This window comes from Acinetobacter piscicola (assembly GCF_015218165.1).
In the GTDB taxonomy this organism is placed as follows: Bacteria; Pseudomonadota; Gammaproteobacteria; order Pseudomonadales; family Moraxellaceae; genus Acinetobacter; species Acinetobacter piscicola_A.
Window position 1 is genome coordinate 1 of sequence record NZ_CP048660.1, and the last position, 26696, is coordinate 26696.

24 protein-coding genes and 2 pseudogenes are annotated in these 26696 nt (G+C 43.7%); 17 read left to right on the forward strand and 9 right to left on the reverse strand.

What is annotated here, in order from left to right; translation table 11 throughout:
- The first annotated feature begins 505 nt into the window (after positions 1-505).
- Positions 506-3853, forward strand: coding sequence for a DEAD/DEAH box helicase (locus G0028_RS19055; RefSeq protein ID WP_180046992.1), 3348 nt, complete (start codon positions 506-508; stop codon positions 3851-3853).
- Positions 3854-3870: 17 nt separating this feature from the next.
- Here G0028_RS19055 and G0028_RS19060 read toward each other — a convergent pair whose 3' ends face one another.
- Both G0028_RS19060 and G0028_RS19065 read right to left on the reverse strand, forming a co-directional pair.
- Positions 3871-5160: a type II toxin-antitoxin system HipA family toxin gene (locus G0028_RS19060; RefSeq protein WP_180046990.1), complete on the reverse strand. Its 1290-nt coding sequence runs from the start codon at positions 5158-5160 to the stop codon at positions 3871-3873.
- Entirely contained in the window at positions 5157-5465 is a 309-nt protein-coding gene (locus G0028_RS19065; protein WP_180046988.1) for a helix-turn-helix transcriptional regulator, read from the reverse strand. The genes G0028_RS19060 and G0028_RS19065 overlap by 4 nt, the downstream gene beginning before the upstream one ends.
- Positions 5466-5912: 447 nt before the next feature.
- On the opposite strand from G0028_RS19065, the pseudogene G0028_RS19070 reads away from it, so the two are divergent.
- From G0028_RS19070 to G0028_RS19085, 4 genes and pseudogenes are all read left to right on the forward strand, one after another.
- Positions 5913-6941: pseudogene (locus G0028_RS19070) on the forward strand (transposase).
- Between the two features lie 236 nt (positions 6942-7177).
- Positions 7178-8404, forward strand: a complete 1227-nt coding sequence (locus G0028_RS19075) for an efflux RND transporter periplasmic adaptor subunit (RefSeq protein ID WP_180047000.1) — start codon at positions 7178-7180, stop codon at positions 8402-8404.
- Complete coding sequence (locus G0028_RS19080; protein ID WP_180046986.1) at positions 8401-9624, forward strand: ABC transporter permease; 1224 nt, start codon at positions 8401-8403, stop codon at positions 9622-9624. The genes G0028_RS19075 and G0028_RS19080 overlap by 4 nt, the downstream gene beginning before the upstream one ends.
- Positions 9617-10336, forward strand: coding sequence for an ABC transporter ATP-binding protein (locus tag G0028_RS19085; RefSeq protein ID WP_180046984.1), 720 nt, complete (start codon positions 9617-9619; stop codon positions 10334-10336). The genes G0028_RS19080 and G0028_RS19085 overlap by 8 nt, the downstream gene beginning before the upstream one ends.
- Before the next feature lie 7 nt (positions 10337-10343).
- Here the strand turns inward: G0028_RS19085 and G0028_RS19090 are convergent, their stop codons facing one another.
- Together G0028_RS19090 and G0028_RS19095 are read right to left on the reverse strand one after the other, a co-directional pair.
- The gene (locus G0028_RS19090) at positions 10344-11726 is read right to left on the reverse strand and encodes a heavy metal sensor histidine kinase (protein WP_180046998.1); all 1383 of its coding nucleotides are present in this window, start codon (positions 11724-11726) and stop codon (positions 10344-10346) included.
- Positions 11723-12394, reverse strand: a complete 672-nt coding sequence (locus G0028_RS19095) for a heavy metal response regulator transcription factor (protein ID WP_180046982.1) — start codon at positions 12392-12394, stop codon at positions 11723-11725. Before G0028_RS19095 ends, G0028_RS19090 begins: the two co-directional genes overlap by 4 nt.
- A gap of 105 nt (positions 12395-12499) precedes the next feature.
- Here G0028_RS19095 and G0028_RS19100 point away from each other — a divergent pair, with 105 nt between their 5' ends.
- The 3 genes from G0028_RS19100 (at position 12500) to G0028_RS19110 (ending at position 13813) form a co-directional block, all read left to right on the forward strand.
- Positions 12500-12988: a GlcG/HbpS family heme-binding protein gene (locus G0028_RS19100; protein ID WP_180046996.1), complete on the forward strand. Its 489-nt coding sequence runs from the start codon at positions 12500-12502 to the stop codon at positions 12986-12988.
- 10 nt (positions 12989-12998) lie between these two features.
- Positions 12999-13400, forward strand: a complete 402-nt coding sequence (gene uraH / locus G0028_RS19105) for a hydroxyisourate hydrolase (RefSeq protein ID WP_004981585.1) — start codon at positions 12999-13001, stop codon at positions 13398-13400.
- Positions 13401-13558: 158 nt separating this feature from the next.
- Positions 13559-13813 (forward strand): TIGR03643 family protein, encoded by a 255-nt coding sequence (locus G0028_RS19110; RefSeq protein WP_180011913.1) that lies wholly within the window; start codon positions 13559-13561, stop codon positions 13811-13813.
- Here the strand turns inward: G0028_RS19110 and G0028_RS19115 are convergent.
- A complete protein-coding gene (locus tag G0028_RS19115) occupies positions 13810-13962 on the reverse strand; it encodes a DUF2256 domain-containing protein (RefSeq protein ID WP_180046980.1) in 153 nt (50 codons plus the stop codon). The two genes, G0028_RS19110 and G0028_RS19115, sit on opposite strands and share 4 nt — an antisense overlap.
- Positions 13963-13965: 3 nt before the next feature.
- Positions 13966-15489, reverse strand: a complete 1524-nt coding sequence (locus G0028_RS19120; protein ID WP_180046978.1) for a cryptochrome/photolyase family protein — start codon at positions 15487-15489, stop codon at positions 13966-13968.
- A 389-nt stretch (positions 15490-15878) separates the two neighbouring features.
- Between G0028_RS19120 and nudC the strand changes: the two genes are divergently transcribed.
- The 9 genes from nudC (at position 15879) to G0028_RS19165 (ending at position 24942) form a co-directional block, all read left to right on the forward strand.
- Complete coding sequence (nudC, locus tag G0028_RS19125; RefSeq protein WP_019837893.1) at positions 15879-16646, forward strand: NAD(+) diphosphatase; 768 nt, start codon at positions 15879-15881, stop codon at positions 16644-16646.
- Positions 16647-16766: 120 nt separating this feature from the next.
- The gene (locus G0028_RS19130) at positions 16767-17315 is read left to right on the forward strand and encodes a lipocalin family protein (RefSeq protein ID WP_180046976.1); all 549 of its coding nucleotides are present in this window, start codon (positions 16767-16769) and stop codon (positions 17313-17315) included.
- Positions 17316-17453: 138 nt separating this feature from the next.
- The gene (locus tag G0028_RS19135) at positions 17454-18440 is read left to right on the forward strand and encodes an acyl-CoA desaturase (RefSeq protein WP_179994247.1); all 987 of its coding nucleotides are present in this window, start codon (positions 17454-17456) and stop codon (positions 18438-18440) included.
- Positions 18437-19720, forward strand: coding sequence for an NAD(P)/FAD-dependent oxidoreductase (locus G0028_RS19140; protein ID WP_180046974.1), 1284 nt, complete (start codon positions 18437-18439; stop codon positions 19718-19720). The genes G0028_RS19135 and G0028_RS19140 overlap by 4 nt, the downstream gene beginning before the upstream one ends.
- A gap of 9 nt (positions 19721-19729) precedes the next feature.
- Positions 19730-20524 (forward strand): DUF1365 domain-containing protein, encoded by a 795-nt coding sequence (locus tag G0028_RS19145; protein ID WP_180046994.1) that lies wholly within the window; start codon positions 19730-19732, stop codon positions 20522-20524.
- Positions 20521-21717, forward strand: a complete 1197-nt coding sequence (locus tag G0028_RS19150; protein ID WP_180046972.1) for an SAM-dependent methyltransferase — start codon at positions 20521-20523, stop codon at positions 21715-21717. Before G0028_RS19145 ends, G0028_RS19150 begins: the two co-directional genes overlap by 4 nt.
- Before the next feature lie 25 nt (positions 21718-21742).
- The gene (locus G0028_RS19155; RefSeq protein ID WP_180046970.1) at positions 21743-22522 is read left to right on the forward strand and encodes a DUF1295 domain-containing protein; all 780 of its coding nucleotides are present in this window, start codon (positions 21743-21745) and stop codon (positions 22520-22522) included.
- An 8-nt stretch (positions 22523-22530) separates the two neighbouring features.
- Positions 22531-23580: an SAM-dependent methyltransferase gene (locus tag G0028_RS19160; protein ID WP_180046968.1), complete on the forward strand. Its 1050-nt coding sequence runs from the start codon at positions 22531-22533 to the stop codon at positions 23578-23580.
- 48 nt (positions 23581-23628) lie between these two features.
- Positions 23629-24942, forward strand: coding sequence for a sensor histidine kinase (locus G0028_RS19165; protein WP_218946349.1), 1314 nt, complete (start codon positions 23629-23631; stop codon positions 24940-24942).
- On the opposite strand, the pseudogene G0028_RS19170 reads toward G0028_RS19165, so the two are convergent.
- From G0028_RS19170 to G0028_RS19180, 3 genes and pseudogenes are all read right to left on the reverse strand, one after another.
- Positions 24939-25633 (reverse strand): annotated as a pseudogene (locus G0028_RS19170) (response regulator transcription factor). The gene G0028_RS19165 and the pseudogene G0028_RS19170 overlap by 4 nt on opposite strands.
- Before the next feature lie 11 nt (positions 25634-25644).
- Positions 25645-26145 (reverse strand): chalcone isomerase family protein, encoded by a 501-nt coding sequence (locus G0028_RS19175; protein WP_180046964.1) that lies wholly within the window; start codon positions 26143-26145, stop codon positions 25645-25647.
- On the reverse strand, positions 26121-26693 hold the full coding sequence (locus G0028_RS19180) for a nuclear transport factor 2 family protein (protein ID WP_026438210.1): 573 nt from the start codon (positions 26691-26693) through the stop codon (positions 26121-26123). The genes G0028_RS19175 and G0028_RS19180 overlap by 25 nt, the downstream gene beginning before the upstream one ends.
- Positions 26694-26696 lie beyond the last annotated feature (3 nt).

Below are 26696 nucleotides of genomic sequence, written 5' to 3' on the forward strand. Positions count from 1 at the left end.
TTGTTGCATAAAGATTTCATAACTATATGATTTTAAAAGTTTTGATTATTTTTTGATCCAAAATTAAATTTATTTAAATCAGATGCTTACATATTTATACAACAGAGCCGACTGAAGATACTATTAAATTAAAGAAGTCTAATTAGATATTTACAATCTAATAGAGTCTAACAACTTGCTTTAAGCTCTATTAATTTTGCATGGTGTCACGAGGAACCGGGATTTGCTATCAGTTCAATCTGGAATATCTGGCCCCAGTAGTCTGAAGCAATGGGATCGATGGGCAGGGCTCTGCCTTTGCTGATACATCAGGCAGCTTAAAAGTATTTACGCCAGCCAATAGAAAAAACACCAAAGTTCACTACCAGATAGCGAGTTATAATTTAAATTTGAGCGAGTTGGGGGATGCTTCAAATTATAAATCTTTGTGCAACAAAGCCCTACTATTCTGAAATGACAGCTTTGTCCGTTATAATTGTATAAACATTTTTAGTGTCTGGTAATTATGTCCTCATTGATCAATTTTCTATCTCGCTTTAGTACTGCAACTCTTCAGCGCAGCCAGAGCTATGCTAAACACATTGATAGGAAAACGATTGAGTTCTTTGAGGAAAAAGACGGGGTTACGATGTATGCCCAAATTGAAGGGACAGATTATTACGATACTGCAATTACCTATAATCCCCAAAAAGACCGTTTAATCGATGACGACTGCACTTGTCCGGTTGGATATAACTGTAAACATGCTGCTGCTTTAGCCAAATTATTTTATCAAGAATATCGAGAAGGATATCTGAAGAGCTATGTTGACTCTCAGTCATCATCTCACACTCAAAAAGATCGGGTTGCAATTAATCAAGCACAACGCTGGTTAAGTGAGTTTAAGCAGTATTTACAACATACCCAGTTAGAGCAGCAAAAGACAACGAGTAATTATTTACTTTATTATTTAGATCAGCCTTTAGGTCTATTCGGGTTAAAACTTGAGGTTCGCAAAGGTAGACGTAATAAAAGTGGGACGATCACAGGTGTCAGTTCTTATACTGAATATGGCAATATTCTAAAAAAACGTCTGTCTTTGCCTGATGGGAAGCGACAATTATTTAATCAAATTTATTATTATGCCAAGCTCAATCAGAATGAGTTTTCTTATGGAAATAGTCTTGATATATCAGGCATTGTTTTAGAGCATTTTAAATCTTTCATTCAGAGTGGTGATGTCTATTGGAAACAAAAAAGTGATGCTCCACTTACATGGTCAGAACAAAGCTATCAGCTTGAATTTTCTTGGCAAAAGAGCATTGAAAAACAGACTGAGCACTTAGATTTTGAGTTGGTCAATGGAAATGTTCGACTCAATTTAAAATCGAATCCACATCTTCAAATTCTTGTAAGTCAGCCACTTTGTTATATCGATATTCACAAGAATACGGTAGGGCAACTCTATAGTGAATATACATCGGATTTACTGTACTACCTTTGGCGGATGCCAGAGATGCCTGCGACGGTTTTGACTGAGTTTGAGCAGCTTACTCATCAATCTACAACGATACATAACTTGCCGAAACCTGGGTTTCTTCAAGAGATTGAAGTCTTACAGGGTAATCCCCAGCCAATTTTACGCTTTGGTGTTTTAGATAAATTTGATTGGAAATGGGAAGAGTCTGTTTGTGCTGAAATTGAATTCTCCTATGCAGGCGGGCGAATTAAAGCAGGTACATCAGGTGACAGTTTCATTGGTGAGCAGCATGACAAAATGGTGCGACAGCTTCGGGACTTAGTTCAGGAACAACAGTCAATCCAGCGTTTACAGCTATTGGTCGAATCACTGAAGTGGGTGAAAGATCTTAGTTATGACCAGCAATTAAAACTGGATAAACAACGTCTCGATTCTATGGTTTTTGCTTTCTATGGAGACTGGATCAAACAGCTGATGCCCATCAATCAAATTGAGTTGATGGGCTGGCAGATAGAGCATCTGGAAAACAGCCCCTTTAACCTGCAATATGTTGAAAATTTAAATATTTCTATCACTGAAGCTGAAGGCCAGCAGGACTGGTTCAATATCGGGGCGACGGTTCAAGACAGTGCAGGCAATTCTTATAATTTACTTGATGCGCTCGTAGCTTTGGTGCGAGTAAATCCTGATTTACTTGATCCGCGGACTTTTATTCATCTGCATGACAGTCAAATTTTCACCGTGAAAACTGCAGTTGATCAACCTGATTTGGCGCTATCCGCTAGGGATATTAAGCCGGTATTATTGCATCTGCAGAGCATTTTACAGCAAGAAGAGCGCAGTATTGATCGCTATGATGCGAGTCAACTAGTAGAATTGCAGCATAATCTTGGGATGACATGGCAGGTCAGTGATCGCCTGCAGAAATTTGTACATAAATTCAAACAAGGCTATCAGCAACAACTGCCGACACCACAAGGTTTTCAGGGGGAGTTGCGTCTATACCAGCAGCAGGGCTTAGGCTGGTTACAGTTTTTAAGGGAAACCCAGCATGGCGGGATTCTGGCAGATGATATGGGCTTGGGGAAAACAGCACAAACTTTAGCCCATTTACTCATGGAAAAGCAGGCTGGATATTTGCAGGATAGTCCCGCCTTAATTGTTGCACCCACATCGCTGATGCATAACTGGTTCAAAGAAGCGGAGAAATTTACCCCAGAGCTCAAGGTATTGCTGCTACAGGGGCCCGATCGCCATCAGTATTTTGAGCAGATTCCGCACTATGATATTGTGTTAACCACCTATCCGCTTCTGGCGAGAGATGAAGAGCAACTAAAGCAATATGAATATCATCAACTCATTTTGGATGAGGCGCAGAATATCAAAAATCCGCGCGCCAAAGCTGCACAGGTAGTACGGCAATTAACAGCGCGACATCGTCTATGTCTAACCGGTACACCTATGGAAAATCATTTGGGTGAGCTGTGGGCACTATTTTATTTCCTGATGCCAGGATTTTTATATTCACAAGAAATTTTTAATAAAAAGTACCGTCATCCGATTGAAAAGCGCGGTGATGAGCAGTTAAGACAAAAGTTGGTCAACCGGATTAAGCCCTTCATTTTACGTCGCTTGAAAACTGACGTAGCCAAAGAGTTGCCAGAAAAAACCACGATTGAAGTCAATATTGATATGAATGACCAGCAATCCAAGTTATATGAGGCTGTTCGTGCCACGATGCAGGCAAGCATTCAGAAAATTGTGGCAGAAAAAGGCTTTAAACGTAGTCAAATTCAAATTTTAGATGCCTTACTGAAGCTACGTCAGGTGTGCTGCCATCCTAGCTTACTGAAACTGGATTCAGTGAAAATTGGGCAGGCGCATTCTGCCAAACTTGAACAGTTGATGGATATGGTCGTTCCAATGGTGGAAGAGGGGCGAAAAATTCTTATCTTCTCTCAGTTTACCTCAATGTTGGAACTGATTGAACAACAGTTCCATCACGCAGAAATTGGCTATGTGAAGCTGACTGGAAAGACCAAAAAGCGAGATGAAGTCATTACAGCGTTTCAGTCTGGACAAGTGCCGGTATTTTTAATCAGTCTGAAAGCAGGAGGGGTCGGTTTGAATCTAACTGCCGCAGATACGGTCATTCACTATGATCCATGGTGGAACCCTGCTGCTGAAGATCAAGCTTCAGATCGTGCATGGCGGATTGGACAGGACAAGCCGGTATTTGTGTATAAGCTGATTACTAATAAAAGCATAGAAGAAAAAATTCTTGCCTTACAGCAAAATAAAGCAGAACTGGCACACTCTATTCTAAGTACAGATCATGAAGGCGAAGCGAAACTGACGGAAAATGACGTGATGAACTTGTTTGAGAAATTTTAGTTTGGTTTCAGATTACCCTAATCATCTGTAAGTATCTGAAAGTCCGGATGCAATTTTTTCCAATGTTCTCTTAATTTTTCTTTATGAACAGAAATCATAGGTAAGTCTAGTAATAGCACTGGCCATACCGACCGTGCTTTGTCCATGATCGCGTGAAGTTGTTTTTCAATAACACGCCATGGAACACCGACTTTTTCAGCCCATTGTTCAAAGTGTTTCATCTCAGCTAAATACCAATCTTTATTTTTGGCAAGATTCAATGCGAAATGACGCTCATTTTCAATATATACACTAGTCATCAATATATCGTATGCGGAAGATAATCTTGGTGTTCTTTTGTCCTGATAAATCATACTCCAGTTTTTTAAGTGTACATCTCCATTGGCGAGCAAAATGTTGACAAGTAAGCGGCTGGCAAATTGCTGAATATCAAGAATTTTGTTATCTGAAAATTGATAAATGATCTTTCCTATCTGCTCATAATTTGTGGGGCTGTATTTCTGCTGTGGATATGCACCGAAGATCTGAGCAAAGTCTTCGATGTGAATAAGCTCTGTAGTATCAGCAGTACTCTGTCTATCAAATCTTTTGATTGCAAAAGCATATTGCTCTTGGGGTAAATTTAATGGTGGAAGGTTTTGTAAGAGTGCCATATCCACCAAGCGAATCTCAGGGACATCTATTCCGACCATTTTGGCAAGGCTCATCATAGAATATTCATTTAGCGGAACAAAAGCATGTCTGGAAGAAGGAGTTTTGATAATCCAGTCCCCGAGTAGAGCCGTTTCCGTTGCCTGTGCTAGTGTAAAACGCCCATCTTTGGCTTTCATGGAAAACTTCATTTGGACGCCAGCCAAGGAAAACTTATTATCTGTTCGAATCTCTTGCTTTAAAATTTGATCTGGATTCGAGATCTGCAGTTTGAATTTTATTTCATCTGGAATTTCTTCTGGATCTAATGGAGTCGCAATGAGTGCTCCAGGTAAATCATGACCTAAAGCTGCCAATAACTGAAATTCATTGTCTATATGTACTTTGAGGCTTTGTGCAATCAGTTCACGTAATGCACCTTCTGGTAGCAAGTTTGATAGCAAGGGGTGTAAGCGCTGATGAGTAACATAGGTCTTTTCTAAAATTTTATCCGCTTGAGGATACAAGGGGGAAGTCAGCAGGCTCAAGGTCGGACGTTGCTGATCAAAGCGGAAAGAATCTGTAAAAACCAGAATATTTTTTCCGCTCTGAAATCCTGCCAAGTATCCAACGATACCGTGATGTAATGTTAATTTCAGGACGGCAACAGTATTCATGGTTCCTCTCCTCCGAGAAGATCTTTCCATGGTTTAGTCATTAAGTCATCCTGATCTTCAATAGTGACTTTAATTTCATCATTCAATAATTGTCTGATCAAATGAACCTTATCATCAGGGATGAGCATCAGTTGAGCATTTAATCCTGCCGCTATAATTTCTAAGGTCTCTAATCGAGGGTTGCCCTGACTTTCCAGTTTTTGGTACTGCTGTCTTGAAATGCCTGTACGGGATTGCATATCAATTTGCTTTAAGCCCAATTGGGTTCGTCTTTTTTTGATTTGCTGAAGTAAAGACTTATTCATTGTAGATACATTTATTTCTTTTGGATCCTATAAGAAACATATTAGTTTCTTTTTTTTTGAAAAGCAATTTATGACTTTATCATTTCGATCTGTAAAAGCCCTAGCTACGTAGTGATCTGAAATCACTCTGAAAATACAGTTAAAATACGCGGTTCAATTTACCTTAATCTACTTACGTAATTGGCAGCCAGATCTGAACTGTTGGCAACTCTCTGGCAAAATTTCCTGACAGCCCTGCATTTAACTGCCTAGCGCAATCTGATAATAAATAATAACAAACCCGCCGTGCAGTTAGCATACAGTAAGTAAAGGAATGGTTGACTGTGATCATAAAAATAGCATATCAAGCCGGAGGGAAACTAGACGGCTAAGTATAGTAACATCAATAGTTTAGGACTTACGCATTGACGGATTAAAAAAAGTATTAAAATACTTTATAAAGTATCTGTGATCAGACGAATTAAACATGCTTCTACAGCAACTTGTACTCTACCCATTTATATGGGCTTTCTCATGACAGAACCGAACTCTATTAGCTGCACACAACTTGCCGAGACTTATAACATCTCGCATGATAGTGTAAATCGCTTTCTAGAGCGTGAAGACTACACACCTCACGACCTATATCAAGAAGCAATTCAACATATTGATAATAATAAACTTATAGTCAGTATTGATGATACTGTTTTAGATAAACCGTATAGTCAGCATATGGACTTAGTTAGCTATTTTTGGTCAGGCAAACACCACCGATCTGTCAAGGGTATTAATCTCATTACCTTGTATGCGACAGATCAAAATGGTCAAAATATTCCAATTAATTTCCGATTTTATGACAAATCTCAAAGTAAAACCAAGAATGATTACTTTATGGAGATGTTAAGTGAAGTACTCAGTTGGGGTGCAAAGATTCAATTTATTACAGGTGATAGTTGGTATTCATCGACTGCAAATCTAAAAACCATAAGAAAATATGGTATTCGATTTATGTTTGGTATCGACTGTAACCGTAAGGTTTCCCCAGAAAAAGGACAATGGTTTCAACTGCGTTTATTACCAGATTTCCATCAGGGTCAAGTGGTCTGGCTCAAAGATTTTGGCTTTGTACAATTATTTAAGACTCAGTTAAAAGAACAGCAGAGGTTTTATATTGTGTATCAAGATGAAGATGATTTATTGTCCTTTGAGGGTTTTCATGAATTACATTCAAGTCATTGGAAAATAGAGTAATATCACCGGGTGATTAAACAAGTTTGTCATATTGAAAAGTTTCAAGTGAGACGATCTAAACTGATTTTGAATCATATTTTTTCAGCCTTAATGGCCTACGTCGAGATACAAAAGAACCAGTTTGAGCGGATCTTTGAAAATGTATATCGTTGGCAGAAGAAATTATTTAGACCAATCATCAAAGACTTCATTGATGACTTTATTCTCGATAAAAATCATCTGCTACCACAGAGAATCTATAAATAATACTGCGTAAGTCCTATTTTATATAAAATCATGAAATATATAGAAATATAGGTTTATTTTTTGTTTGTTTTTTTAATCAAAATTATGAAAAAACTATAACAGTAAGAGAAAATAATTTAATAAAAATGGTGTGCTTTTTTAATTTGGTGTGTTGTAACTAAATTTTCATATATATTTAACTAGACATTAATTATTCAATTCAAAAACTTTTCTTTAATCTGGCTTGGAGAATGGAATTGCTTGTTACCCGTTATAAGCCTTGGATCATGATCATACTACTGGTTTTGCTCGTCAGTTTTGCTATATATCGCTGGTGGCAAGGACCATTGTTACCTACTTATGAAGTCGTATCTAGTCCATTGATTCAGACAGTTGTTGCTTCAGGACGGGTAGAGAAAGTATCTCGGACTCAGATTGGTAGTGAAATTACAGGGGTTGTTCTTGAGCGCTTGGTTCAAGAGGGAGATCGGGTCTCTCGAGGGGATGTTCTTTTAGTACTGAAATCTGATGAAATTTCAGCGCAGGTGCGGCAGGCAGAAGCTGAATTAAAGGAACTCGCAACCACTAGACGTCCGCAAGCAGAATTCGATTTAGCGAATGCCAAAGTGCAATTAGAACAGGCTCAAAGAGAAGCGGTACGCAGACGAAATACCGAATTAGGAATATTATCAGCAGAGGAAAGGGAGAAATCGATAGAGGCAGAAAAACTCGCCCGTAATAATTTGGAATCAGCTCGATTAAAAGTTGCTTCACTTGCCCCAGATAAAGTTGAAGAGACAAAATTACGTGAACAACTCGCTGCATTACAAGCGCAACTCGCCAAGACCAAAATTCGCGCAGAAGTTTCAGGTATTATTTTAACCCGTAATGTTGAGCCAGGGGATTTGGTGCAACCGAGTCAGACTCTGTTCACTATTGCACTGGATGGTGCGACTGAAATACGAGTGCCATTTGATGAGCGAAATTTACCACTGCTGGCTTTACAACAAAAAGCATCAGTGATTACGGATGCCTATCCAGATCAACCTTTTCCTGCCCATATTAATTTTATTGCCCCAAGTATTGATGCTCAACGTGGCACAGTAGACGTTCGATTAACAGTTGATCCAGTCCCTGATTTTTTGCGTCAAGACATGACGGTATCGGTAAATGTTGAAACCAACCAGCGCGAGCGAACCATGGTCATTCCAAATGATGCTTTAAGCAGTATAAGTGGCAACAAGGCTATGGTTATTTTAGTAAGAGATAGAAAAATTCAACGTCATCCTATCACACTGGGTTTACGTGGTTTGGTCATGTCGGAAGTTGTAGCTGGATTGAAAGAAGGTGATCACGTCCTTACCGATGCAGAATCAGTGCTTAAAGATGGAACTCGTGTCCGAATAGAGCAAACTAAACGTGTCTTGCAGAATCAAACGCATCCGACAAATAGCAAAAATGAATTACCGGTGAAATTCGATTGAAAAACTTTTTTGGGCGACTTTGGGCAGAGTGGACCATCGCAATCAGTTTTTTGCGAGAGGGTCGCACACAGTCGATGATGATTACCATTGGCGTCGCGGTGGGGGTAGCGGTCATTGTGTTCATTAGCGCCTTAATTCAGGGCTTACAATCGAATATTGTAGAAAGGACTTTAGGGACGCAGGCGCATATTCGTTTGCTTTCACCAGATGAGGTGAATCACATTGTGCCACCAGTAGCAGGAACACTTCAGTTGTTACAAGAAGATAAGCGTGCACAACGCTTACGTTCTATGAATAATTGGCAGCAGATGACTGGGACTTTAGATCAGTTACCGGTGTTGACTGCGGTTTCTCCTGTGGTCTCTGGTCCTGCATTTGTACAGCGCGGAGATGCGATTCAATCGGTTGCATTGGTTGGTATCAACCTTGAACGTTATCAACAGATTATTCCGTTGAAGCAATATATGGTGAGTGGTGAATTACGGGTCAGTGCGGATAATGTATTAATTGGGCGTCAATTAGCCAAAGATTTGGGTGTGCAAGTCGGGAGCAAATTAAGATTAGATACTGGGCAACAGAAAAATGCAGTGGTGAATATCTCTGGAATATTTGAACTGGGCGTGCGTGAATTGGATGCGCGCTATGTCTATCTGGATTTGAAACAAGCGCAATCTTTACTTAATTTGCCGGGTGGGGTCACCGTGATTGATCTGACGATCCAAGATATTTTTCAGGCGGATCAAGTTGCCTCACAAATTAGACGCCTGACTGGATTAAAAGCAGAAAGCTGGATTGAAACCAATGCTCAATTAATGAATGCGATTACCGCTCAAAGTCTTTCGACCAACATGATTATTGTTTTTGTAGGGATTTCAGTCGCTTTTGGCATTGCCAGTGTGATGTCGGTGAGTGTGGTGCAACGGACTCGGGAAATCGGTATTTTACGTGCAACTGGGGCTACACAAACGCAAATTTTAAGAGTTTTCTTATTTCAGGGAGCAATTTTTGGTCTGCTTGGTTCGATGCTTGGTAGTGTTGTCAGTTATTGTCTAATTTGGGGATTTAATCAGTTTGGTCCCGGTTTGTTTTATATTTCGATTTCAATCAAGCTTATCTTGTCAGCATTATTCTTGGCGACTTTAACGGGAGTTTTGGCTGCTGCAATACCATCCCGTCGGGCTGCTGCACTCGATCCTGTGGAGGCAATTCGTCATGTCTGATTCATCTGAGGAAGTACTACGTTTAGAAGCATTGCGAAAGTCCTATAATGTTGGGCAACCTAATGAAGTGGAGGTATTACATGGAATTGACCTGTGTATTCAACGGAATGACTTTGCTGCATTAATTGGTCCTTCTGGTTCAGGCAAAAGTACTTTACTGAATATTCTTGGCTTATTAGATCAGCCTAGCTGTGGTGAGTTGTACTTGTTGGGTCAGGCAACAAGTCGTATGGATGATATGGCTCGGACAGCATTACGTGGCAACAGTATAGGTTTTGTGTTTCAATTCCATCATCTTATACAGGCCTTTACTGCCTTAAATAATGTGCTTATGCCATTAATGCTGAAGCAAGGCAAGCCAGATCAATCTGCGTTGCAATATGCCCATGAATTATTGGCCGCTGTAGGGTTAGATAAGTTTGCTGACCGTAAACCAAATGAGCTTTCTGGAGGGCAGCAGCAACGCGTAGCGATTGCACGTGCACTGATTACTCAGCCTGCACTATTGTTGGCCGATGAACCGACAGGTAATCTTGATACTCAAACTGCTGCGGAAATGTTTGAATTATTTCGTAAAGTTCATCGCGAACATGACTGTGCAGTCTTATTGGTGACTCATGATCCTAGATTATCGGCAACCTGTGATCGAACCATTAATTTGGTGGATGGGAGAATTCAGAGTGATTCCAAAAATGATATAAGCTCAGTGTGAATGTGAATCACGTATCTGGGAAAAGCAGTTCAAAGCATATACCTTCTGCGCTATTAATCGCCTGATACATCCCTTGATGAAGCGTCATAATAGATGCCACAATGGATAGTCCTAAACCACCTGTTTGATGATAACTTTGTCTACTGGAACTGCATTGATAAAATCGCTCAAAGATATGCGGCAAATGTTCCGAGGCAATTTCTAAACCACTGGTCACGACCGATAGCGCAATCATAGGCAGTTTGTTGATAATCTTTCGATAGCTATGCACATAAATAGTCCGGTGCTTGCCGCCATGAATCAGGGCATTCGAGAGCAGATTATACAGAGCTTGTTGTAACTGTTCTGGATCTGCCAATAGCTCAGTTGCCTCAAGCTTTAAAACAAAATTGCAGTGTTGTTCTTCGGCTTGATACTCAAAAATGCTGAAGATATTTTCTATAAAGGATTGTAGTTGAATCTTCTGTTTGTTTAAGTAAACTTTGTGTGCATCTGCGCGGGCTAGAAATAGCATGCTGTCAATCATTCTTTTTAAGCGTTGATAGTCCTCTAGGTTGGAAATCAGTACTTCCTGATACTGTGAGGGACTGCGTTCACTCATGAGTAAAATTTCGGTTTGTCCGATTAAATTATTCAATGGTGTTCTAAATTCATGAGCAATGTCTTCTGAAAAACGATTCAGCTGGCTATATCCCAGCTCAATACGGTCGAGCATAGCATTGATATCGGAGGCCAGTTGTGCAATCTCTTGAGGAGGATAGGGCAGATTGAGTCGCTGTTCAAGTTGCTGAATATTTATCGCATGGGTTTGTTCTCGCAGGGTTCTTAATACTTTTAATCCCAGATGGCTAGCAATAGCACAAAGGATGAAAATCGCCAAGATACCTGTGAAAACATAGATGACAAGACTCTTTTGAAAAGGTGCAATGATGCCTAAACGTTCAGACCACTGTTTGCCTGCAATTAACAGATACGGCTGGCGATTAATTTGAATGGTTTTCCAGGCAATGCGGGTGGGATAAGCATGCGCCGATAAATCTTGGAATTGAATTTGGGGCTGATGGGTAAATTCAGGTAGAGGAATGCCAAGAGGATTAATGCTGATCAGCGCCTGATCACCCTGAATCAATAAAAACAAATTATTCTGATTTCCCAACATGTTTTGATACAGCTTCGGGCGAGCGATAATCTGTTCAATATTGCTACTGTCTTGTAGTAATATTTCCAGTCGCTCAATTCGCTCAATCAAAGCCCTATCTTGTTGAGCAATTAAAATCTGGTTGATACCCAGATAGGTCATAAATGCTACACAGCACAAGACCATTGCAGCACACCCTGTAACCAAGAGTGTTAATCGGAGTTCTAGAGAACGAATCGGTTTCAACATTATTTCTCTGCCGAAATTTTATAGCCCAAACCGCGAACAGTATGAATTAACTTTATATCATGTCCCTCATCAATTTTACTACGTAAACGCCGTACCGCTACATCAATAAAATTGGTATCGGTATCAAAATTGATTTGCCAGACTTCAGAAGCTATTTGCCTGCGCGTAATAATTTCATTCGGATGGCGCAGCATAAAGCGCAACAGATTGAATTCTTTTCTACTGAGTTCTATCGACTGCTCGTTACGCCAGACTTTATGATGGATCAAATCCAATTTCAAATTGGCAATTTCTAATTGGTTTTCCTGTGCATACTGCTGGCGTCTAAGTAGACTTTTAATTCGGGCCAGTAATTCAATATAAGAAAAAGGCTTGGCCAGATAATCATCGGCGCCCAGTTCCAAACCTTTGACCCGATCAATCACCTGATCTTTTGCTGTAAGAAAAATGACCGGAATTTGGGAAAATTGTCGCAAGACTTTCAGGACTGCCCAGCCATCAATATCGGGCAACATTACATCTAATATGACTAGGCTATATGCATGCATCTTTAACTTTTCCAAGCCTTCTAGTCCTGAGTGGACGCATTGCGCCTCATAGCCAGATTCATTTAACCCTTTAACCAGATATGAGGCGATCTTCGCTTCATCTTCGATAATTAGAATACACATTTTGTTCAGACTCATTTTAAAGATGACAATTTTGTAATGTGATTGTCATCCTTCAAATCATTCAGGTTGTATAAAATTTTTAAAACTTAATTCAGGGCAATCATGATGAACAAACTCAAAGGGCTTATTGCAACAGTAATGCTGATGAGTAGCAGTACTTTTGCACAATCCGTTCAATTGAATCAAGTTTATTCACTTGATTCTCAGTCAGCACGAACTCTTATGGATGCTGCGGTGACTGCGTGTCAAAAAATACAGCACAATATTGCTGTGGTGGTGGTGGATCGAGGCGGAAATACGTTAATGGCAAACAGGCATGAAACTGTCGGACCGCATAATTTGGGCGCAGCTGAAAAGAAAGCCTATACCGCCTTATCGACCAAAACGGCGACTATGTTGTTAAGTCAAAATGCCCATGAAAACAAGGATGTAAAAAATTTAACCACCTTATCCAATCTACTGCTGTTGGGTGGCGGTGTACCTGTGCGTTATGAAAATCAGGTGGTCGGTGCCATTGGTGTTGCCGGAGCAGGGGGTGCAAAAAATGACCATTACTGCGCTGAAACAGCTGTTAAGTCTATTTTCAATCCTTAAGGAATTCATCATGTTTAAAAAATTATTGCCACTTTCAACACTATTGTTGACCTCAATGACTTTCGCACAAACTAACCCTTTAAGTGTGCATGTGTTGAATCTAGAAAATGGTCTACCCTCAGCTCAAGTCGAAGTGGTACTCGAAAAAAGTACTGGGAATAAATGGGTGAAGTTAAATCAGCAATATACTGGTCCTAATGGCCGTATTACTGGATTGTTTCCTGAAAATCAGAAGCTTGAAGCCGGTATTTATAAAGTTACTTTTAAAACTGAGGACTGGTTTAAAAAAAATAAGCAAGATACTTTCTTTCCTGAAGTTCCTGTAATTTTTAAGGTAGATGGAAGTGTCAGCCATTATCATATTCCTCTACTTTTAAGTCCTTATGGATATTCGACTTATAGAGGTAACTAAGACTTAACAGGGCTAGTTTAACTAGCCCTTTTATTTGTGCTGAGTCCGTAAACTAGAGAAAAATCACAAAAAATTCATGATTGTATTGTTATTCTTTTAGTCAGATTAAAGTCGATAAAGCTTATTGACGCTTCGTGATGATTAAAAACGAGAATGGTATGAATCAATTTTCTGAAGAGGACTTATCCAGAATTATAGAAATGGCTTGGGAAGATCGAACTCCTTTTGAAGCTATTTTATGTCAGTATGGTTTAAATGAAGCGGCGGTGATTCGCTTGATGCGGCAAAATATGAAACACAGTAGCTTTAAAATGTGGCGTGCACGCGTGACTGGCCGAAAAACCAAACATCTGCAGCTGCGTTTACCTGATGTGATACGGGCCTATTGTTCACGCCAATACAGGCGTTTCTAAGTGTTTGATTTTGATAAACGTCTGGACTCACGTTTACATCGTTCAGAACAGTATCTGACTTCCTCCCAGCAGCGTTGCCATTTTTTGCGCCAAGTAAAAGGACGCAAACAGTGCATACAGATTTTTTCAGGAAAATGCTGTTTTTTCATGGTTTATAACTCATCAATCTGGCTAAGAAGTTGCTGGGCATGGCTGATAATCTGAGGCCGATCTTTAAGCTTGTCCAGCTGTCGATAGATCATGCACATACGTGGATGAGTACGGAATGTCGCTTCATGCCGGATCATGAAATACCAGTACAGGCTGTTGAAAGGACAGCTGTCCGGTTCGGTACGGGTTTTGACATTGTAGCTACAGTGCTTGCAGTAATCCGACATCTTATGGATGTAATTACCCGAAGCGGCATAGGGCTTGCTGGCCATCAAGCCGCAATCGGCATGCATCACCATGCCCAGCGTATTCGGCAGTTCCACCCATGCATAGGCATCGGCATAGATTCCCAGATACCACTCGCTGATCTGCTGCGGGTCTACACCAGTTAATAAAGCAAAATTGCCAGTCACCATCAAACGTTGGATATGATGTGCATAGGCATGCTGAAAGGTATTACGGAAACACTCCGCCATACAGTTCATCCGGGTATGGCTGGTCCAGTAAAATTGCGGCAGCGGAGTTGAGTGCTGCAGGGCATTGCGGCTGGCATATTCCGGCATGTACAGCCAGTAAATCCCGCGGACATATTCGCGCCAGCCGAGAATCTGCCGGATAAAACCTTCGACTGCATTTAACGGTGCATGACCAGCATGGTAGGCTGCTTCTGCAGCATCACAGACTTCTCGGGGCAGCAGCAAGCCACAGTTCAAATAGGGTGAGAGCAGGCTGTGAAACAGCATGTCTGCACCCTGAACCATGGCATCCTGATAATCGCCAAAATGCGGCAAACTGTAGGCAATGAAATGCTCCAGTGCAAGCAGGGCATTGCTACGCGTGGTGGCCCAGCGAAAATCGGCAAGGCTGCCGGGGTGATGGGAAAACTCGCGTTCAACCAGTTCCAGTACATCCAGATCAATCTGATCGCGTTCAAAGTACAGTGGCGCGGTCAATGGTGGACTGCCTGACCAAGCCTTGCGATTGGCACTGTCATAGTTCCATTGCTGTCCAAGCGGCTGCTGTCCCTGCATTAAATAGCCGGTCTGCTTACGCATTTCCCGATAAAAATATTCCATACGCAGTGTCTGGTAACGGCTGGCCCAGTGCCGGAACTGCTCCGGACTGCAGAAAAAACGCTCGTCATTCAGACACTGTATCGGCAGTTGCAGCTGCTGGCTCCAGTGCTGTTCAATCTGCTGCTGCAAGCGGTATTCTCCGCATTGGGTCATGACCAGTACTGTGACGGGGAACTGCTGTTGCTGTGCCTGCACAAAATCCAGCAGGCTACGAATCGGACTGCCGGATTGAAAAGCATGATAACGTACACGCCAGCCTTCTGCTTTGAGTTCTTTGGCAAAATGACGCATGGCGCTAAAAATCAGGGCAATTTTCTGCGGATGATGGGCGACATAAGTGGCTTCCTCAACAACTTCGGCCATCAGGATCACATCCCGGGTACGGTCCAGTGTCTTGAGTGTAGCAAGCTGATGATGAAGCTGATCACCCAGAATTAAACCGAAACGCATAGCTATTCCAGACCCAATGAAAGATAGCGCAGTGTAAATTCAGAGAGTTCAATTTTTTGTGAAAATAAATATCAACCCGTATGTTGAATCAATTCAACTCGACCAGATGATCCTCTGACATCGCATAGGAATCATAATTGCTGCAATAAAAGACTGTTCATCTCTACAATGCTAAAGCTAGTTGATGAAACTTACTTTGCATGATTTCTGAGTTCATAATTGGTGTGAAAATTATGTGATTTTAATCAAAAAGATACAAATTATTATGCTTGTAATTTAGGTGGCGTGCACCTAGTATCTGGCTAGAAGTTACTCCATGTAAGCTTCCTTAGTTTTGTCCCATACATCCCCAGTATGGGATTTTTTTTAATCAGGGAATTCTCACGAGCATGCATTCAAAAGCGTATATTTTTAGACAGCAGCAATTATTGGTGGATGAGCATTTTCAGTTGCCGCAGGTAGCCAAACTGCAGCACGACTTGAACTTGACGGAAAATGGCGAGATCATTGCTCGTGACCTGAAAGAAGACGAACCGGTGCCTGAAGGTTATCAGCTGGTTCCGATCCGACAACTAGTGCAAGTCTGGAACAGACCACAATTTGAAGAGGCCAGCCGTGCGGTACAGTTACTGGAATGGCGCCGTAACCACCGCTTTTGCAGTAAATGCGGCCATGCCACCCAGCAACACGCCAGCCAGTATGCCATGGTCTGTCCATCCTGTGGCTATAACCAGTATCCACGGGTGAATCCCTGTGTGATTACCATCATTACCCGGGGCGAAGATGAAATTCTGCTGGCAAAAAATGCCCGCAATAAAACCCAAATGTACAGTCTGATTGCCGGCTTTGTTGAAGTCGGAGAAACCCTGGAAGAGGCAGTCCGCCGTGAAACCCTAGAAGAAGTTGGGCTGCAGATCAAAAACATTCAATATCTGGCCAGCCAGCCGTGGCCGTTTCCCAGCAATCTGATGATGGCCTTCAAGGCGGAATATCATACAGGGGACATTCAAATTCAGGAAAATGAACTGAGCGATGCGCAGTTTTTCAAATTTGATCAGTTACCCGAAATTCCGTTCAAGGGCAGTATTGCCTATGCCATGATTCAGCATGTGATGCATGGTACCCCTGTGGCAGATGACAGCAAAGAATGGCTTTAACCCGGAAACCAGTCTAGGACTTTTTTAGCAGCACGCCTCCTGAATCACATCATTTCGTCTTCACGCTTTGTTCACATGCTGTTGAGTTATCTTAAGCCTAAAATCAAACAAGGCTAAAAAATGAAGATGCTATTCAAGTCTGTTTTGGCAGCGACAACGCTGGCGATAATCAGCTTAAGCTTTACTACGCAAGCTGAAACGGTTCCACCTCAGGCAGTCGATCAGGTTGATATCCAGAAGTATGCTGGTAAATGGTATGAAATTGCGCATTTACCGATGTATTTTCAGCGTAAATGCGTATCGAATATCTCGGCACAATACACTGTCAATGCCGATCAGACTATGGGCGTATTAAATAGCTGCCGGATTGAAAATGGTGAAATGATCAGCTCTGAAGGGGTGGCCTATCCGCAAAATCAGGGCAACAGCAAACTAAAGGTCAGCTTTTTGCCGCCAGGTTTAAGATGGATTCCGTTTACCAGAGGGCATTACTGGGTATTACGCGTGGATCCGGAATATAAAGTGGCACTGGTCGGTGGACCGAGTACCAAATACCTGTGGATTTTATCGCGTGAACCGCAACTGGATGAAGCAACTTATCAGTCATATATAGACACTGCAAAACATTATGGTTACGACGTTACAAAACTTATCAAATTGCCTCATTAATCTGCTAACCTTTTGCCGAACTGACCACTCTCTCTACACAGTTCGGCTTTTTTTATTTCATTTCACATAAAATTCATATCTGACTGATTACACTCATCAAATAGAATAAAGACAATCGCTTGAAAATAGGATGAGTCCATGTTGAAAAGTCTGATGCGATGGATAGACAGCTGGTCTACACCCACAGCGCCCGAAACACTGACGGCTGAAAACAGCAAGATTCAGTGGCTGAGGATTTTACCCTTTATTCTATTACATCTAGCCTGTCTCGCCGTGTTCTGGGTGGGAGTGTCGTGGTTTGCGATTGGCTTTATGCTGCTGTTCTACCTGATCCGCATGTTTTCCATCACCGCTTTTTTTCATCGTTATCTGTCACATAAAACTTTTCAGACTTCGCGTCCGGTACAGTTCCTGTTTGTGTTGATGGGTACCATGAGTGCGCAGCGTGGCCCGCTCTGGTGGGCGGCGCATCACCGTTATCACCATCGCTATACCGATACCTTGCAAGACCCGCATTCCTCCACGCATGGTTTTTGGTACAGCCACGTTGGCTGGTTTTTAAACGAATATAACTTTGCCACGCGTAAAGAAGTCATTAGAGATTGGCTGAAATATCCGGAACTGATCTGGCTGGACCGTTTCAGTTTAATTGTGGTGGTGCTGACCGCGGGCGGGATTTATGCGCTAGGGGAGTGGCTGGCTATGACCTGGCCGCAACTCGGTACCTCCGGCCTGCAATTGCTGGTCTGGGGGTTTGTGGTCTCCACTGTGTTGCTGCTCCATGCCACTTTGTGTATTAACTCATTGGCGCATCATTATGGCAGCCGGGATTTTGACACTGAAGATCACAGCCGCAACAACTTATTCTTGTCAATCATTACCTTGGGCGAAGGCTGGCACAACAATCACCATTATTATGCCGGCAGTACCCGGCAGGGTTTTTACTGGTGGCAGATTGATGTGACCTATTACCTGCTGAAACTCATGTCTTTGTTCGGGCTGGTCTGGGGACTCAAGCCGATTCCGCCACGGGTCTATGATGTCAGTAAAATTGCCCGGGCTCGAAAACAGAAAAAAGCTGCCAAGACCGGCACTCCGACTATTCATTCAAAGGAATCGCCATGAAAATTGCAATTATTGGTTCAGGTATTTCCGGTCTGTATGCTGCCTGGAAACTCAGCAAAGCGCATGAAGTCACAGTCTTTGAAAAGAATAACTACTTTGGTGGTCATACCGATACCCATCAGCTGAATATCGATGGTGAACAGGTTGCGGTGGACAGTGGCTTTATTGTGTTTAACGAGCATAACTATCCGCTGTTCTGCGCCATGCTAAAAGAACTTGGGATTCAATCGCAAAGCAGTGACATGGGCTTTTCGGTGAATAATCAGGTCAGTGGCTTACAGTACAATCCTTCAAAAAAATTCTCGTTATTGTTCCGACCTCAAAACTTTTTTAATGCAGATTTTCGCGCGATGTTGTCGGATCTGTTCCGTTTCTATGCGGCCAATAAAGATCTGGATGTGGGACAGGTCGATGCACAGCTAAGTATTGATGAGTATTTAAATCACCATGGTTATAGCGATGCCTTCCGTCATGAACATCTCTATCCGATGTGTGGAGCGCTGTGGTCCTGTCCGGTGGAACAGGCCGGACAGATTCCCTATAAATTTGTGGTGAGCTTTTTCCAGCATCATCGCATGTTGCAGCTCAAAGACCGTCCTTTATGGCTGACGGTCAAGGGTGGATCAGCTCGCTACGTCCGTGCCATTCAGGCCCAATGCAATATCACGCTTCGTAAAGCTGCTGTGCATCAGGTGTCTCGCAGTGCCAATGATGTGCTGATTGAAACCCAACAGGACAGTGAGCGTTTTGACTGGGTGATTTTCGCCAGCCACGCCGATGACAGCCTGAAACTGCTGAAAGACCCGACCGCGCAGGAGCTGGACGTGCTAGGCAAGTTCCACTATCAGGATAACCGCATGGTGGTACATTCCGATACCTCTATCATGCCCAAATCCCGTCGCCAGTGGGCCAGCTGGCATGTACACGTCACGCCGACTCAGGTCACTGAACAGACGCCATTCCAACACAGTGGCACACATTATGGCTTTAGCTACTGGATGAACCAGTTGCAGAACCTGAACTGCAAAACCCAAGTCTTTGCCACCCTGAATCCTAATTTTGCCCTGAATCCGAAAAAAGTCTGGGTAGAACGACATTACCGTCATCCAGTGTTTGATGCCCCGGCGATTGAAGCACAGCAACGCTGGGTCGAGGTCAACGGCCAAAACCGCACTTCATACTGTGGTGCTTACTGGGGCTGGGGCTTTCATGAGGATGGGGCGCGTAGCGCATTATGGGTAGTCGATCAGCTATTAAAACAGGCCGAACAGGCAGACTAGGAGCGCATGATGCAGATGTATCCACTTGCGATCGCCACTGCTGAAATCTGGCATCGACGTTATTTACCCCAAGCCCATGCTTTTAAAACCCAGCTGAGCTATCTATGGTTTGATCCAGATCAACTCGCGACGTTTACCCGAAAATCCTGGCTGTGGTCATCTAAACGCTGGAATTTCCTGACCCTAGATGAGCGAGATTTTCTGACTATGGAATGTGGCTCGATTCGGCAGAAGATTGCACGCCTGCTGATCAAGCGGGAAAACTACCTGCTTCCGCATGCCGCGTCTATCCGGGTGCTGGCTTTACCGCGCACACTGGGTTTCCGTTTCAATTCCGTAGTATTTTATCTGGTCTTTGGTGCCACCGACCAGTTGCTCTTTGTGTTGAGTGAAATCACCAACACACTGTGGAATGAACGACAGGTCTACATTCACGACTGCCGAAACAATGCAGACGAACATGCGCCGTACCAGAGTCACCAGTTTGACTTTAAAAAGGCCTTTCATGTGTCGCCGTTCATGCCGATGGCACTGGATTACCGCTGGCGCTTCAGCTTTTCAGATCAAAAAAATGTGATTCATATGCAGCTGTTTGACCAGAACGTTTTGCAATTCGATGCCACCCTGAAATTTTCCTTGCAGGCCATCACGGTTCCTTCACAGCAGCATCGCTATGCTGTACTGAAAGTTCTTGAACCCTTCAGGATGGTCAGCGGAATTTATCTGCACGCCTTTCGTTTATGGAAAAAGAAAGTTCCATTTTACCGACATCCTAAAAAAGAAAAAGGAAACACATTGCGATGAAGACACTATTCATGGGAGAGCAAAGCACACTGCCGGTGGTACTGCGCCACCTGCTGAAATTACGCCATGGTCAGCTGATTTTTAAAGGCGTCTGGAACGGGGCTGTCGGGGAAAATAGCGATTTACAGGCGGTGATACAGGTGCATGATGTTCGTCTGATGGATCTGCTGTTCCGTAATGGTGTACTGGGTGCTGCCGAAGGTTTTATCCGTGGCTACTGGAGCAGTGAAGATCTGGTCGATGTGATCCGCATTTTGGCACGTAACCGCGATGTGCTGGACCAGATGAATCAGAATGCTGTGGCCAAAGCCAGCCAGTTACTGTTAAAGGTCTGGTATAAATCGCGCAAGAATTCGATTGATGGCAGCCGCAAAAATATTGCCGAGCATTATGACCTGAGCAATGACTTTTTCAAGCTGTTCCTGGATTACAGCATGATGTATTCAAGTGCTGTGTTTAAAGAGCCGGGCATGACCCTGGAACAGGCTTCGGATTATAAAAAAGAGCTGATCTGCCAGAAACTGCAACTCAAACCGATGGATCATTTGGTCGAAATTGGTAGCGGCTGGGGCGGTTTTGCCATTTATGCCGCGCAGCAGTATGGCTGCAAGGTCACCACCATCACCATTTCCAGAGCACAGTATGATGAAGCCGTGGCCCGGGTCGCTGCAGCAGGATTGTCACATCGTGTGACTGTGCAGCTGAAAGATTACCGCTTACTGGAAGGCAAATACGACAAGCTGGTGTCGATTGAAATGATCGAGGCCGTAGGTGAGCAGTATTTACCAACTTATTTCCGAAAATGCCGCGAGCTCCTCAAGCCGAATGGTCTGGCCCTGATTCAGGCCATCACCATTGAAGATGCACGCTATGCCAAAGCCCTGAATACCGTGGACTTTATCAAGCGCTATATTTTCCCGGGCAGTTTTATTCCCTGTATCAGTGTCATGACCCAGACCGCTTCTGAGCAAAAACTGCGACTCAAACATTTGGAAGATATCGGCCAGAGCTATGCCCAGACCTTGCACTGCTGGCGTCAGCGTTTCTTGCAGCAGCATGATCAGGTACTTGGGCTTGGCTTTGATGAGCGTTTTATCCGCATGTGGGATTTTTATCTGTGTTATTGCGAAGGTGGCTTCCGCGAAGGCGTGATCAGTGATGTACATCTGCTGTTCGAAGCCAGTGCCTACTAAGCCAAGATAAAACAGGAGGGACGAAATGCTGCTGAATTTACTGATGCTGAATGTCTTTATCATGCTCTGTAGCTGGCTGCTGGTGACCTATAACCGCAGAGCAGGGCTGGTCGATGTCGCTTGGAGTTTCAGTATTGCCCTCAATGTGATTATTGCCGCTTGGGCAATTGACAGTGCACCGATGTTGGTTCGCTTATTTCTGGGACTGGCGAGTGGGATCTGGTTTTCACGGCTGACTTGGCATCTGTTACGGCGCTATGCCAGTGAAACCCAAGAAGACACGCGTTATGCCAACATGCGCCGAGCGATGGGGGAGTATCAGCATCTTGGTTTTCTGGTGTTTTTTATATTTCAGGCAGGATTGGCTCTACTGTTTTCTTACCCAATGCTGAAGCTGTTAAGTATCTCGACCGAGCAATGGAATGACTGGACTTTGGTCACTGTGATTGGGGCGGGCATGATCATGCTATCCGCTTTGATAGGCGAAAGCACTGCCGATCAGCAACTTTACCGTTTTAAGCTAGATCCACAGAATCAAGGTAAAACCATGGATCAGGGTTTGTGGAAATATTCGCGCCATCCCAATTATTTCTTTGAATGGCTGCACTGGTTTGCCTATCCGGTCCTTGGTCTGGCAGCAGGTGCCTATGGATTATGGATTTATCCGCTGCTGATGTGGCTGTTTCTGTACTACATCACCGGGATTCCCTTTAGTGAACAACAGGCGCTGGCACATCGCGGCGACAACTATAAAGACTATCAACGACGAACTTCAATGTTTATTCCGTGGCCACCCAAACAGTAGGTAAATACATGGACTTTATGATTCAACAATCTTTAAAACTGGTCGAAAGCGGCAAGCTGCCCGATTCGGTGATTCGCGCGGGCATTCGCAGCCTAAGCAAAAAACGTCTGGCACAAGAAGGACGCTTTGACCCGGCACTGGCAGCTCGGCGCTATATGGATGTGCTGCATATGCTGAAAAATAGCGAGATTGCCATCGAGACAGACAAAGCCAATGAGCAGCATTATGAACTGCCCACCGCATTTTTCCAGGCGGTGCTGGGCAAGCGTCTGAAATACAGTGCTAGCCTGTTTGAACATACTCATACCACGCTGGACCAGGCGGAAGAAGCGGCACTTGCCAGCTATTGCCAGCGTGCACAGTTAAAAGATGGACAGGATATTCTGGAAATTGGCTGTGGCTGGGGATCGTTGAGTCTGTATATGGCCGAGCATTATCCCAAGGCTCGCATTACTGTGGTGTCGAACTCCTCGACCCAGCGCCAGTACATTCAAGAACAGGCCAATCTGAAAAAACTGCAGAACCTGACGGTGATCACCTGCGACGTCAATGTACTGCAACTGGAACCCGCGTCCTTTGACCGCGTAGTTTCGGTGGAAATGTTTGAACACGTACGTAATTACCAGAAACTGTTTGAAAATATCAGCAGCTGGCTGAAAGCGGATGGTCTGCTCTGGTGCCATATTTTCTGTCACCGTTTCCTGCATTATCCGTTTGAAGTGAAAAATGAATTCGACTGGATGTCGAGATATTTCTTTAGTGGCGGACTGATGCCGGCAGCGTCTACCTTTCTACATTTCCAGCAGCATTTGCAATTAGAGCAGCACTGGCAATGGGCGGGTACGCAGTATGAACGTACCGCAAATGCTTGGCTAGAAAATATGGATGCTAAACAGGCCGAGCTAAAGCCCTTGTTTGAAAAAACTTATGGCGCAGATGCCGCAATCTGGTGGCAACGCTGGCGGATTTTCTTTATGGCCTGTGCCGAGCTGTTCGGTTATGAGCATGGACGCGAGTGGGTGATCGGTCACTTTCTGTTTAAAAAGAAAACCGTATAATTGAATGGCGAATCGGATGGGGTAGCGGGGAATGCACCAATGTTAAAGCTGTTCAGGGACAAACACGATCATCCTCTAGGTGAGGTGTTTAACCGCTATTACTGGCTGCAAATCGGATTCATTGCCCTGTCTGTGGTGATCGGGATTGGCTTCAGTGCCTGGGTGATTAAAGGTTCTTTGCTCAGAACGGCGCTAGAACAGGAAATGTCACACTACTGGCAGCGGCTGGAACGTAATCCGGCTGCTGAACTGCCCGATACCAAAAACTTGTATGGTTATCGCTGGAGCGATGCACCGCCAGTCCAATTTCGCCACATACAGCTTGAGCAAGGGGTGAACCGGCATTTTGTCGATGGCAAAGAGCGCATGACCGTGTATGGTGAAAAAGACGGACAGCATGTGCTGCTGGTGTTTGGCGAAAGCAACGTCAACAAGCTGGTGTGGCTGTTTGGTCTGGCACCGCTGATGGTCAGCTTGTTTGTGCTGTATAGCGTGCTGTGGTGGTGGAACCGTCGGGCCCGGCGCTATTTTTCCCCGATTACCCGTCTTGCTAATGCGCTGGAGCATATTGACTGGGAACATCAGAAAAATCAGGCTTCGCCTTTTCAGGACATCCGCACCGACTCCAATCTGGAAGCTGAATACCTCAAGCAGGCGCTGGAAAAATATCATCAGGTATTAAGCGAATTTATTCAGCGTGAGCGTGAATTTACCGGAGATGTCAGCCATGAGCTGCGCACGCCACTGACCATTTTAAAAGGCAATGTGCAGCTGTGTCAGGCACGCTATGGCGACAACAAGTCCTTTACCCGCCTGCATAACACCATTGAAGACATGCAGCTGCTGGTGGATACCTTGCTGGCTATTGCCCGCAATACCACCAATACTTTAACTGCTGAACAGACCATGCTTTCAGAATGTCTGGACAATCTGGTGCAGGATCTAGAGATTGTCAGTCATAACAAAGGTATGCAGATTGACCTGCAAAAAGACCTCGATGAACAGCCGCGTAAACTTTATCCATCCATGACCAAAATGGTGTTTGGTAATATTCTGCGCAATGCGCTGAACTATTCACAGGGCACAGAAATTGATGTGATTCTGGAAAAAAATAAAGTGCTGATTGCTGACAATGGGGTCGGCATGCCTTTACCTAACAATTCTAAGGTTCAGGAACTGTCTGGCCAGCAGCTACAACTGGAAATCAAAGGGCATGGCATTGGATTGCAATTGGTGCAAAAGCTATGCAAACAGCTAGGTTGGCGTGTGGAGCTGTTTGACAGGCAATATTATATTGGCACCCATCAGAATGTTGACCTGGCAATGACCACTGGACTGATTGTCGTTGTGTACCTAAATTAGGCTTCATCTTCGAAAGCAATCTTTAAACCAATCCCGGATATGGTGTAAATCAGCTTTTGTTCAAAGGGTTTATCGACCATTTTGCGTAAATTATAGATATGACTGCGCAGAGCATCACTTTCTGGCTCTTCGTCACCCCAAAGCTCCATCATAATTTCCTGTTTGGTCAGTACTTTAGGAGAGTGACGCATCAGTAGCTTCAAAAGTTTAAACTGAATTGGAGGCAATTCAATGTTCTGGCCAGCTCGAGTTAGCTGCTGTGTTGCGGGGTCCAAAATTAGGTCATGAATTTGCAGACGACTGTTGGATACTTCACCCAGGGAGCGTTTGATCAGGGCCTTGACCCGAACCACCAGCTCGTTAAAGTCAAAGGGCTTGACCAGATAATCATCCGTGCCGGAATTGAAGCCTTTGAGTTTATCATCCAAGGTATCCCGAGCGGTAAGCATCAAGACAGGTAAGTCCAACCCCTCTTCATTGCGTAACCACTCGCGCACAATTCATAACCAGAACCATCAGGCAAATTAATGTCTAGTAGCAAGATATGGTAGCGTTGCTGTTTCAGTAATTGTCTAGCAGCACTCAGATTGCGGGCATGATCGACCACAAAGCCATGTTCTTCCAGAAACTCGCATAGGGTAGAGGCCAGTTCATAATGGTCTTCAACCATCAGGATAAAATGTTTCGACATAGCGGCAGATACTAATTTAATAATTGCTGTTTTAATTTAGCACTAAATGGCTGGGGACCCAGCCATATATTAAAATATTGTTGTGCCAGAGGATGTTTAAGCTGCCCTAAACCTTGCTGGTTCAAGGATAAGCTCAGGGTCTGTGTAGCATGGTTGTATTTTAAACGGTATAGGTCGCCTGATCTGACCGGACGATACAAATCGGTGATTGGGTTGAATAGAGCATGTATTTTTGCGTCTTTAACATTACGTTTCAGTAAATGTGTGGCCGCACGCTTAAATGCCCATTCCGGAATATTCTGTGTATAGGAAAAGTCCATCTGTATATTTTGTTTTTCCCAGAATTGGCTACAGTTTTGGGCAAAATAACTGGCCATACCGACCTGTTTTTGACCCACCATCAGCGGACCATTGCCGCATTGATTCAGGCTTTGTGCCTGTGCCCATGTACTGAAGCTACATCCCATCACTAACGCCGTGCTGATCGCTATTTTTTGAAAGGCAGTAGCCATGAGTAGACCCCTCCAACATAAGGCAGGGAACGGTACAGGCCGTTCGCAGGGTCCCAGAAATCCTGCTGGAAAATAATCTTGTTGTTTTCGTTGATCTTGATTTCACTGATACCGTAAGAGTCCATACTGCGGGTCGTGCCGAACATTTTAAAATCATAGGCCATATGCCAGTGCACATAGGCAGAGTCCTGATGATAAGAAGCGTTTAACAGCTTGACGCTGACCTTGCTGACCCGTTTGTTCATGCCTTGAAAGTGCTCCAGCAGATTTTGACGGGATGAAAATTGCGATAGAGTATCGTTAATAAACAGCTGGTCAGCATACAGCGATCCGGCTCTTTCCACAAATTCCGGTGTGCCCAAGGTATTAAAGGCTGAGGTAAAGCGGAGGCCGATATCCTGAGCTTTAGCCTGATCCAGCGCTATCCCCTGAATACCGTTTCTGGATTGGGCATAATCGGCTGAATAACTGGGAATACTTTTACATCCGGCTAACAACAGAAGCGGCAAGGATAAGGCTGTAGCAATAAGTGTTTTTACAAGTCTCATCAT